Annotated in this window: 9 protein-coding genes and 1 pseudogene; 5 read left to right on the top strand and 5 right to left on the bottom strand. The window is 73.1% G+C overall.

Features of this window, described 5'->3' with window-relative positions; all coding sequences use genetic code 11:
• Both NCC78_RS20550 and NCC78_RS20545 read left to right on the top strand, forming a co-directional pair.
• Positions 1-1,068 (top strand): hypothetical protein (locus NCC78_RS20550; protein ID WP_250796346.1); only part of this gene is annotated, 1,068 nt, incomplete at its 5' end.
• 221 nt (positions 1,069-1,289) lie between these two features.
• Positions 1,290-2,429, top strand: coding sequence for a SigB/SigF/SigG family RNA polymerase sigma factor (locus tag NCC78_RS20545; protein WP_250796345.1), 1,140 nt, complete (start codon positions 1,290-1,292; stop codon positions 2,427-2,429).
• Between the two features lie 60 nt (positions 2,430-2,489).
• Here NCC78_RS20545 and ctaD read toward each other — a convergent pair whose 3' ends face one another.
• The 5 genes from ctaD to NCC78_RS20515 all read right to left on the bottom strand — a co-directional run bounded on the left by ctaD (position 2,490) and on the right by NCC78_RS20515 (position 8,284).
• Positions 2,490-4,490, bottom strand: a complete 2,001-nt coding sequence (gene ctaD / locus NCC78_RS20540) for an aa3-type cytochrome oxidase subunit I (RefSeq protein ID WP_250796344.1) — start codon at positions 4,488-4,490, stop codon at positions 2,490-2,492.
• A 107-nt stretch (positions 4,491-4,597) separates the two neighbouring features.
• Positions 4,598-5,284: an ATP-binding protein gene (locus NCC78_RS32100; protein ID WP_284706332.1), complete on the bottom strand. Its 687-nt coding sequence runs from the start codon at positions 5,282-5,284 to the stop codon at positions 4,598-4,600.
• A gap of 154 nt (positions 5,285-5,438) precedes the next feature.
• On the bottom strand, positions 5,439-5,891 hold the full coding sequence (locus tag NCC78_RS20525) for a DUF4383 domain-containing protein (RefSeq protein WP_372495165.1): 453 nt from the start codon (positions 5,889-5,891) through the stop codon (positions 5,439-5,441).
• 160 nt (positions 5,892-6,051) lie between these two features.
• Positions 6,052-7,209 carry a glycosyltransferase gene (locus NCC78_RS20520; protein ID WP_250796342.1) on the bottom strand — a complete coding sequence of 386 codons (1,158 nt, stop codon included), beginning with the start codon at positions 7,207-7,209 and terminating at the stop codon, positions 6,052-6,054.
• Between the two features lie 76 nt (positions 7,210-7,285).
• Positions 7,286-8,284: a glucosyl-3-phosphoglycerate synthase gene (locus tag NCC78_RS20515; RefSeq protein ID WP_372495164.1), complete on the bottom strand. Its 999-nt coding sequence runs from the start codon at positions 8,282-8,284 to the stop codon at positions 7,286-7,288.
• Positions 8,285-8,493: 209 nt separating this feature from the next.
• Between NCC78_RS20515 and NCC78_RS20510 the strand changes: the two genes are divergently transcribed.
• The 3 genes and pseudogenes from NCC78_RS20510 to NCC78_RS20500 form a co-directional block, all read left to right on the top strand.
• Positions 8,494-9,504 (top strand): Gfo/Idh/MocA family protein, encoded by a 1,011-nt coding sequence (locus NCC78_RS20510; protein ID WP_250796348.1) that lies wholly within the window; start codon positions 8,494-8,496, stop codon positions 9,502-9,504.
• Positions 9,497-10,585, top strand: coding sequence for a zinc-dependent alcohol dehydrogenase (locus NCC78_RS20505; protein WP_250796341.1), 1,089 nt, complete (start codon positions 9,497-9,499; stop codon positions 10,583-10,585). The genes NCC78_RS20510 and NCC78_RS20505 overlap by 8 nt, the downstream gene beginning before the upstream one ends.
• Before the next feature lie 48 nt (positions 10,586-10,633).
• Positions 10,634-10,842: pseudogene (locus NCC78_RS20500) on the top strand (ABC transporter ATP-binding protein); the annotation flags it as partial.

Below are 10,842 nucleotides of genomic sequence, written 5' to 3'. Positions count from 1 at the left end.
CACCTGGCGACGGCCCTCGGGGTGCCCTGGCTGCCCGCCGCCTTCGAAATGACCGTGCACTGGGCGCAGGGGTCGGTGGACCGGCCGCAGGCCGCCCTGGACCACGGCGCCGCCCTCACCGCCCGGCTGCTCGCCGGCAACGCCGACCTGCACGTACGCCAGGTGCACTGCCCGGCCAGCCGGGGCACCCTGGCCGGCGCGACGGTGTCGCTGGCGGCCCGCTGGCAGGGCCTGCCGGTCGCGTACACGCGTTTCCTGGCCGACCGCCTGGAGCCCGGCGCCCCCGTGCTGCTGCTGCGCGACGCGCGCACCTGGCCGGTGCTGGACTCCGCACCGGGCCACAGCTTCCAGCTCGGCTGCCCGGGCAGCGGGTTGGACCCGGTGGACTTCCATCCGGACAGCCACGCCCTGCGCCAGGTGCTCCGCTCCGTCGGCGGCGACGGCGCGCGCTGGGAACCGCCGGAGGTCTCCGCACCGGCCGACTCGGCGGAACACGGCGTCGAGTCCGGTTTCGAGACCGGCGTCCAGGAGTGGGCCGCGACGCACGGGCACGCCCTGCACCGGGTGCTCGTCCCGCAGCCGGCGGCGCTCAGCGCGGCGACCGCCGACCTGTACCGGCGCTGGCTGCGCGGGGCGGGCAAGACCGGCGACCGGTTGGTGGTGGAGTGCGGCCGGCTGCTCGACCCGTGGCAGGTGGTCCGGGCCGGCATGGTGCCCTACTGGTGCGAGAACGCCACCCGGCGCAGCGTGGAGGGCGCGGAGTGGTGGCTCGCCGGCAGTGAGCCGTTCAGCTCGGTGGACGTGATCCCCGAGCCGCCCGGCGTCCGGTCACCCGCGCTGGCCGGGCTGCCACAGTGGTTGGCGGTCGCCGGCTTCGGCCGCCGCCGCCGGGCGTTGGACCGCACCGCCGCGCGGGGCTACCCGGTCACCTCCGTGCCCACCCGTCGGGCCACGGAGGTGCTGCGGGCCCAGCCGTACGACCTGCCCACGCCGTCGCCGCTGACCATGGCCGATGCCCTGGCCACGCTGCGCGACAGCGGCTCCCACCAGGGCCTGCTCATCTGCTAGTTCGGCCCTGTCGAAACATCCTCGCGAACCCCGGGTCCCGTGATTGAGTACCTACGGAGCGGGAACACCGCTGGCTGCGACGGCCTGATCACGCCGCGCAGCGCGGCGTCACCCGCTGGCATCCCAGTCATGTAACCCACTTCCGGCCCGGTGCGTGGTGTCACCACGCGCACGACCGGTTTCCCAAATCCGGGCGGGGGACCTTCCTGAGGGAGGCGCGGATGTTCGGACAGACCACCACGACCACACCACCACCGACCGAACGGGGTCTGGAGGACCTCGACGCGGCCGCGCTGGCGTACGCGGCGCGTATCGAGGGCCTTCCGCCCGAGCGGCGGCAGGAGGCGCGGGACGACCTCGTCCGGTTCGCCCTGCCATTCGCCGGTCGGCTGGCCCGCCGGTACCGGGGGCGGGGGGAACCGCTGGAGGATCTGGAGCAGGTCGCCCGCCTGGGACTGGTCAACGCGGTGGACCGCTACGACCCCGAACGGGGCTCGTTCACCGCGTACGCGGCCATCACCATCGTAGGTGAGATCAAGCGGCACTTCCGCGACCGCACCTGGGGCGTGCACGTGCCCCGCCGGTTGCGCGACCTGATCCTCGAGGTCGGTCAGGCCACCTCGGCGCTGACCAGCGAGCTGTCCCGGGCCCCGACGGTCGCCGAGCTGTCGCGGCGGCTGGAGACCCCCGAGGAGGAGATCCTCGCCGCGCTGGAGTCCGCCGCCGGGTACAGCCCGGCCTCGCTCAACGCGCCGGTCGGCGGGGAGAGCTCCGCCGAGTTCGGCGACCTGGTCGGCGAGTCGGACAACGCGTTGGAATCCGTCGACGACCGGGTGACCGTCAGCGGGCTGCTGCACCGGCTGCCCTGGCGGGAGCGGCGGATCCTCGCCATGCGCTTCTACGGCAACCAGACGCAGGCGGAGATCGCGGCCCGTTTCGGCATCTCCCAGATGCACGTGTCCCGGCTGCTCTCCCGGGCGCTGACCTGGCTGCGTCAGGCGATGCTCGCCGACGCGCCACCACCCTGGCAGAACGGCGCCGCGGAGTCCGACTCGACGAAGACCCGGATCTCGGTGCGGCACAACGGCGACCGGGTGGTGGTCGAGGTCGGTGGGGAGGTCGACCGGGACGGGGCGGACCAGCTGCGCAAGGCGATGCTGGAGGCGATGACCGGGCAGCCCACCGAGGTGGTGGTCGACCTGGTCGGCGCGGGCGGCTTCGACGCCGGCGGCATCGCCGCGCTGATGGCCGGCCGGGAGGCCGCCGTGCGGACCGGGGTGCCGCTGCGACTGACCCGGATGCAGCCCGCGGTGCGCCGCTCGCTCACCGCCGCGGGCCTGGCCCAGGTCCGCGAGGGCTGACCGACGACGGCAAGGGCCGGCACCCGTTGCGGGTGCCGGCCCTTTCGCACGCGTACGCGCTCAGTACTCCGGCGTGTCGCCGTGCCCGCGCGGGTGCCGCCACGTGTCGTTCTCCTGCGGCTCGCGCTGGGCGCCGAGGCGGGTCTCCTCGGGCTCGTCGGTCTCGTCGAAGCTGGGCCGGCGGACGTCGGTCGGTTCCGGCACGTCGACCGGCCGTGCCCCCGACTGCGGCGCCGGCTCGTACGCGGTGGCCGCCCGTGCGCCGTGGGCGCCCTCGGCGGCGGGCGATTCCGGCAGGTGCTTCTCGCGGTGCAACTCCTCGTGGAACTCCTGCGGCGGCTTCGTGGTGCGCTGGGGCAGGTCGCGGCCCAGGTCGGCGACCAGGGGCCCATACTTGGCGTCGAAGGCGGGGCGCTCGGAGCGGATCCGGGGCATCCGGTCGAAGTTGCGCAGCGGGGGCGGGCAGGTCGTGGCCCACTCCAGGGAGTTGCCGAAACCCCAGGGGTCGTCGACGGTGACCATCGCCCCGTACCGCCAGGTCTTCCACGCGTTCCAGATGAAGAAAAGGGTGGAGAAGCCGAGGACGAACGCGGAGATGCTGGAGAAGGTGTTCAGCGCGGTGAACCCGTCGGTGGGCAGGTAGTCGGCGTACCGGCGGGGCATGCCCTCGCTCCCCAGCCAGTGGTGCACCAGGAACGTGCCGTGGAACCCGAGGAACATGGTCCAGAAGTGCGCCTTGCCGAGCCGGTCGTCGAGCAGCCGGCCGGTCATCTTCGGCCACCAGAAGTAGAAGCCGCCGAAGAGCGCGAAGACCACGGTGCCGAAGACGACGTAGTGGAAGTGGGCCACCACGAAGTAGGTGTCGTGGGTGTGGAAGTCCGCCGGCGGGCTGGCCAGCAGCACCCCGGTGAGCCCGCCCAGCAGGAAGGTGACCAGGAAGCCGATGGCGAACAGCATCGGCGTCTCGAAGGTGAGCTGTCCCTTCCACATGGTGCCGATCCAGTTGAAGAACTTCACCCCGGTGGGCACCGCGATCAGGTAGCTCACGATGCTGAAGAACGGCAGCAGCACCTGCCCGGTGGCGAACATGTGGTGCGCCCACACGGTCATCGACAGCACGGTGATCGCGATGGTGGCCAGCACGATCCCGGTGTAGCCGAAGATCGGCTTGCGGGCGAAGACCGGAATGACCTCGGTGACGATGCCGAAGAACGGCAGCGCGATGATGTAGACCTCGGGGTGGCCGAAGAACCAGAACAGGTGCTGCCAGAGCATCGGCCCACCGGTGGCCGGGTCGAAGACGTGGGCGTTGAGCAGCCGGTCGGCCGAGAGCGCCAGCAGCGCCGCGGCGAGCAGCGGGAAGACCAGGATCACCAGCACGCTGGTGAAGAGCATGTTCCAGGTGAAGATCGGCATCCGGAACATCGTCATGCCGGGCGCGCGCAGGGTCAGGATCGTGGTGATCAGGTTGACCGCGCCGAGGATGGTGCCGAGGCCGGAGATCACCAGGCCGACCACCCACATGTTCGCCCCGACGCCAGGGGAGTGCTCGGCGCTGCTCAGGGGCGTGTACGCGGTCCATCCGAAGTCGGCGGACCCGTTCGGGGTCAGGAACCCGCCCACCACCATCAGCCCACCGAACAGGTAGAGCCAGTAGGCGAGGGCGTTGAGCCGCGGGAACGACACGTCCGGCGCGCCGATCTGGATCGGCACGATGTAGTTGGCGAACCCGAACGCCGCCGGGGTGGCGAAGAGCAGCAGCATCACCGCGCCGTGCGAGGTGAAGAGCTGGTTGTACTGCTCGGAGGAGAGGATCTGCAGGCCGGGCCGGGCCAGCTCGGCGCGGATCAGCATGGCCTCGATCCCGGCCAGCACGAAGAAGCCGAACGAGGTGAGCAGGTAGAGCAGGCCGATCTGCTTGTGGTCGGTGGTGGCCAGGAACCGGAGCAGTTTGCCGCCCGGGATCGCTGGCCGCAGGGGGCCGGGGTAGCCACCGAAGCGGGCCGGCGCGAGGATCGCCGGACCGCGGTCGCGTGGTTCCGTGGTGACCCGTTCAGGCATGTGAGTCTCACCCCGTCATGACGACAGAAAGGACGGGCGTGGCTACCCGCCCCTCTGCCCATGTAACCAGGCGACAGCGGAAATTCAGGCGGGAGCGGTAATTTTGGTCAATTGGCGGCCAAGGTGGCCCAGACCACCTTGCCGTCGCCCGCCGGCATGCTGCCCCAGCGCTGGGTGAGCTCGCGCACGAGCATCAGCCCCCGCCCGCCCTCGGCCCGCGCGTCGGGGGAGCCGGCCACGGCGTGGGCCCGGCTGCCGTCCACCACCGCCAGGTGCAGGTACGGCCGGCGCAGGGTGAGCGTCACCTGCATCGGGGTGCCGGCGTGCCGGACCACGTTGCCGACCAGCTCGCTGAGCACCAGCGATGCCGGGCCCACCGCCTCCGGCAGGTTCCACCGGGCGCAGGCGTCGGTGACCAGCTCCCGGGCCCGCCGGCAGGCTCCCGCCACCGGTTCCAGCCGGGCCCGCAGCCGGGGTCCCGCCGCGGCGTTCGCCGCCCGGGTCGCCTCGGCGCAGTCGGGGCGCACGGGCACGACCCGGCAGGCGGTCGACTCCGCCAGCCAGGTCGCGACGTCAGGCGGTGGGGAGCAGAGCACCACGGGCACGGTGGGCCAGTCGGTGGCCTGCCGGGCGGTGGCGGCGAAGACGGAGAGCGCCAGGGGATCATGGACCGTGACGTCGGTCAGGTCCACCACCAGCGCGTCGGGCTCGGCCGCGAGACACCGTTCCAGGACGGTGTGCACCGCGCGCATCGTGCCCAGGTCGAGGCCCCCGCGAAGCCGTACGACGGTCACGGGCGACTCGTCGCAGACCTGGCAGGTGATCCGGCTCGGCATTCCGCGCCTCGATTCGCTTCCTCGGGAACCTGCGAACTACCCGGGCACGAGGCGGGTCAAACCGGACCAGTTGCGGCGCGACCGACGTCACGGCACCCTGCGCCGCGTCGCGTCAGCGCCGGGCGCGGCCCCGCGTGGTGAGCACGCCCAGCGCGATCATGCCCACGCCGAGGAAGAAGTGCAGCCAGTCGTCGGCGTCGTTCAGCGGGATGAAGTTCGCCCCGCTGTCATGCTCGACCACCACGCCGTAGAGCCAGAGCACCAGATAGATGGCGCCGCCGCCGACGAGGTACGCCCGGGCGCCGGAGACCGTGCGGGCCAGCGCCAGGCCGGCCACCCCGAAGAGCAGGTGGACGAGGTTGTGCAGCACCGAGACCTGGAACAGGCCGAGCAGATTGGCCTCGGACTGGTGCCCGGCGAACCGCAGCTCGCCGAAGTTGCTGGTGATCCCCGGCACGAAACCGAGCAGGCCGATCAGGAGGAAGAGCACCGCCACGGCGGCGGCGACCCGTCTGACCAGTGCCTTGCCATCGGCGGGGTTGTGCCGGGCGCGCGAATGGGCCATGGGTCCGGTCACCGCCGTCTCCTCACTGGTCGGCAGAACTGTTCGGTGAAGGGCGGTCCCCGCCTTCCCGCCACCCCGCCCCCAAAACCACCGGAAGAGGGGACGGGACGGCGCGGGGCCGGTCCGCGGGCGCGGACCGGCCCCGGCAGGGGTCGTGGGATCAGACGGGTTGCAGGCGTGGGGCGGCGGCGAGCTGGCGGACCTGCTCGTAGAGGCCCACGTACCTCTCGGCCATCACCGCCGGGGTGAACCGGACGGCGGCCTCCCGCCGGCACTCGTCGGGGTCGAGCAGGCTGGCGGCGAGCAGCAGGTCGCCCAGCTCCTCCTCGTCGGTGGTGAGCAGGCCGGTCCGGCCGTGCTCGATCAGCTCGGGCAGGCAGCCCCGCGCGGTGGCCACCACCGGCGTGCCCAGGGCCAGCGACTCGACCACGGCCGTGCCGCCGGGCTCCTCCCAGCGCAGCGGGAACAGCGAGGCGCGGGCGCCGGCCAGCAGATCGTCGCGCTCCTGCCCGGCCACGGTGCCGACCCAGCGGACCAGATCGCCGTCGACGTGCGGGGCCACCTCGTCGTAGAAGAACCGGACGTCGGGGTTCTGCCGCGCCTCGTCACCGGCCGCGGCCAGGTCCTCCGGCCGGTGGTACGGCCCGACGGGCCCGGCCAGCACCAGCGGCACGCCCACCCGCTGGGCGAGGCGGGCGCCCACGTCCTGGCCCTTGCCGGGGTTGATCCGGCCCAGAATGATCAGGTGGTCGCCCTTGTCCACCCGGGGACGCCGGTCCGCGTCCACCGCCAGGGGAGTGGACAGGTGCACGTGCCCCACGGCGTGCTCGCGCAGGGCGCGGGGGGCCCGGGCCAGCTGCGACGCGGAGACCCCGTTGACCCGGACCCGGTCGCCGCCGTCGATGTTGCCGTAGAGCTCCGGGTGCTTCGCCAGGTCCCAGTGCAGGGTGTGCAGCGCCGGCGGGGCGTCCGGGCCCATCGCCGCGAGGGTGGCCAGGCCGACCGCCTCCACGTGGTCGTGCACCAGGTCGATGTCGTCGCGGGAGTGCAGCATTCGCACCACCCCGTTGAGGTGTGCCTGGGAGATGCCGCAGACCTGGTTGTACGGCCGTTGCAGGGCGTGGAACTGCCCGTCGGGGAAGACCGAGAACTGCTCGTCCACCGGCAGGGTGCTGCTCTCGACCGAGGCGAGCACCACCCGCACGCCGAGGCGGCGCAGCTCCGGCACGAGCGTGGCGATCACGTTCTCGATCCCGCCGTAGCCGGGCGGCGGCACGGACAGCCACGGACCGGCGTTCATCAGGACGGTGAGGCTCATCGCGCTGGGTTCCCTTCCTCGGCGGGGCCCTCGATCGCCCGCGTTCCGTCACCAACCGGTCGCACCGGCCGGACCCTCACGCCGCAGCCACCCGGCGACGCGGCACCCGGTGCCGCAGCTCCGCCAGCGGCGGGCGCTCCTCGATGGAGACGTCGCTGACGACGATCTCCCGGTCCAGGTTCGGCAGCGCGTCCGAGCCGCCGCGCTGGAACTGGGTCAGCAGGCTGGCGGGCATCGCCCCCGGGCTCGCCCAACCCCGCCGTTGCAGCCGCGACCAGGCGGTGAGCAGGATCTGGGCCGACATCCGACCCAACGCGGCGGTGTCCTGGTGGCGGTGCTTGCGCTCGCCGAGGTCCACCTGGGCCAGGGCGTCCAACCCGACCAGCTCGAGCAGGTCGATCAGCATCGCCGTCTCCACGCCGTACCCGGAGACGAACGGCACCCGCTCCAGCACCTCCCGGCGGCCGGCGTACTCACCGGCGAGGGGTTGCACGAAGCCGGCCAGCTCGGGCCAGAACAGGTTGAGCATCGGCCGGGCCATCAGCTCGGTCACCCGACCGCCGCCATCGGGCTCCACGCTGCTCGCACCGACCAGCGGCCGGTGGTAGAAGCCCTTGACGAAGTCGACCGAGGGGTCGGTCAGCAGCGGGCCGATCAGCCCGGTCACGAAGTGGGGGCGGAACTCCCGCAGGTCGGCGTCGACGAACGCCACGACGTCCCCCTCGGCCGCGGCCAGCCCGGCCCAGAGGGCGTCGCCCTTGCCGGTCAGTCGGGGCAGCCCCCGGGTCATCGCGTCCTGGCTGACCACCTCCGCGCCGGCCGCCCGGGCGACCTGCGCGGTGCGGTCGGTGGACCGGGAGTCCACCACGATCAACTCGTCGACCAGGGCCACCCGGTCCATCAGGTGTTCCCGGATGGTCGACACGATCGCGCCGACCGTCGCCTCCTCGTTGCGCGCCGGCAGCACCACACTGACCCGGCTGTCACCCTTGGCGCGCACCAGCCGCCGCACGGGCCAGTCGGCCGCCGACGTGGTGCGGTAGGTGGCCCAAGCCTCCACCACGGGTGAGACCATCGTTTCCGTATTCCGCACAGGCACCCCCTGATCGTGGCGGAAAAACCGATATTGGTTTTCCCACTACCCGGCTCGCGCTAACCGGATCATCCCTAACAGCTTGATCACGAGAGGGACTTCGTGGCGTTCCCCCCGGATGAACGTTTGATTGCGCCCACCTGGGGGGAGTGCTGTCGCTGGAACGCGAAACCGTGGCGAGAGGGCTGTACATGCGCACGTGCCGGGTGGGACTGGTAGGGGCCGGCGGGGTGGCGCAACGCCACGCCCGGGTGTTGAACGGCTTCGAGGACGTGGAGTTGATCGGGGTGACCGACGTGGTGCCGGACGCGGCGGCGGAGCTGGCCGGCGCGCACGGGACGCGGACCTTCTCCGACGTCGACGAGCTGCTGGCCGCCGGGCCGGACGCGGTCTACGTCTGCGTGCCGCCGTTCGCGCACGGTCCGGCGGAGGAGGTGGTGATCGCCGCCGGTGTGCCGATGTTCGTGGAGAAGCCCGTCGCGGTCGATCTGGCCACCGCCGAGCGGATCGCCGGCCTGGTCGCCGAGCGGGGGCTGCTCACCGGCGTGGGGCACCACTGGCGCTACCTGCCGGTCGTGGAGCGGGCGCGGGAGCTGCTCGCCGACCGTCCGGTGCGGATGGTCAGCGGCGCCTGGTGGGACAAGGTGCCGCCGGTGGCCTGGTGGTCGAGGCGGGACCGTTCCGGCGGCCCGGTCGTCGAGCAGGCCGCCCACGTGCTGGACCTGGTCCGGGCGCTGGTCGGCGAGGCGACCGAGGTCACCGCGTACGGCAACGGCACGCCGCCGCCGGTCGACGGGGCCGACATCGACTCGGTGACCACTGCGGCGCTGCGCTTCGCCGACGGCGCGGTCGGCACGTTGACCGCCGCCTGCGTGCTCGGCTGGAAGCACCGCGCCGGCCTGGAGATCCTCGCCGACGGCCTGGCCCTGTCGCTGACCGAGGACGGCCTGCTGGTCCGGGACGCCGACTCCGAACGGCGCTTCGAGGCCGACCCGGAGAGCGCCCGGGTGGCCGTCGACCGGGCCTTCGTCGATGCGGTCCGTGGCGTCGGCGACGACGTGCGCGTCCCGTATGCCGAGGCGCTGGGCACCCAGCGGCTCGCCCTCGCGGTGGCCGACTCCGCGCGCACCGGACGGACCGTACGCCTGGACACCCCGGCCACCGCGCCGGCGCTCACGGCGGGGGTGGCCGTCGATGCGTGACCAGGTCGTGGTGGTCGAGAGCCCGGGCCGGGTGGAGCTGGTCGAGCAGGACGCCGCCGAGCTGCGCGAGGGCACCTTCCGGGTGGAGACGCTCTACAGCGGCGTCTCCGCCGGCACCGAGCTGAGCTTCGTCAAGGGCACCAACCCCTACGTCAACGTCACCTGGAACGCCGACCTCGGCCTCTTCCAGCCGGGTGGGGCGAGCACGCCCTACCCGGTCACCCGGCTCGGCTACATGCAGGTCGGGCGGGTGGTGGAGAGCCGCACCCCGGCCGTCGAGGTCGGCGCGGTGGGTGCGATGACCTACGGCCACCGCACCGGTTGGGTCGCCGACCCGGTCGCCGAGCGGTTCGTGCCGCTGCCCGACGACATCGACCCGCTGCTCGGCGTCTACGTCGCGCACATGGGGCCGATCTGCGCCAACGGCGTGCTGCACGCCGCCGCCGACCTGCACGGCACCGACGTGCGCTCGCTCGCCGACGGGGTGCGCGGCCGGCGGATCGCGGTGGTCGGCAGCGGGGTGGTCGCCCTGCTCACCGCGCTCTTCGCCAAGCGGCACGGCGCGGCGTCGGTGGTCGTGCTGGATCCGACCCCGCAGCGCCGTCAGGTCGCCGAGGCGCTCGGCCTGGAGACCCTCGACCCGCAGGCCGACGACCCGGCGGTGGTGCTCAAGACCCGCTGGGCGCACAGCGCCGGCGACCGGGGGGCCGACGTGGTCTTCCAGTGCCGGGGGCAGGCCTGGGCCCTGCAACTGGCGCTGCGTCTGCTGCGCCCCCAGGGCACCGTCGTCGACCTGGCCTTCTACCAGGCCGGTGCGGACGCCGTCCGCTTCGGCGAGGAGTTCCACCACAACGGGCTGTCGCTGCGCTGCGCCCAGATCGGCCGCGTCCCGCGCGGACTGGCCCCCGCCTGGGACCGGGAGCGGCTCTCCGCGGAGACGATCGACCTGCTGCGCGCGTACGGGGACGTGATCCGCAAGCACCTGGTCTCGGCGGTGGTGCCCTTCGAGGAGGCCCCGGCGCTGCTGACCGACCTGGCCGAGCGTCGCCGCCAGGAGCTCCAGGTGGTGTTGACGGTCTGAGGTCACGGCCGGCCGGGTCGGGTGCCCCGGCCGGCTACCGTTTCCCCCATGACCACCGTCGAGGAGCGGCGGGTCGGCCTCGCCGCCCTGCTGCCGTACCTGCGCGCCCACCGCGGCACCCTGGCCGTGGTGGGCGCGCTGTCGCTGGCCGGGGCCGGGACGTCGCTGGCGCAGCCGCTGCTCACCCGGTCCGTGCTCGACGGGGTCTCCGCCGCCCGCCCGGTCGGCGCCCTGGTGGCGGTCCTCGTCGCCCTGGT

It is taken from the genome of Micromonospora phytophila (genome assembly GCF_023656545.1).
Lineage (GTDB): Bacteria > Actinomycetota > Actinomycetes > Mycobacteriales > Micromonosporaceae > Micromonospora > Micromonospora phytophila.
This window is presented reverse-complemented; position numbering and strand designations above follow the sequence as displayed.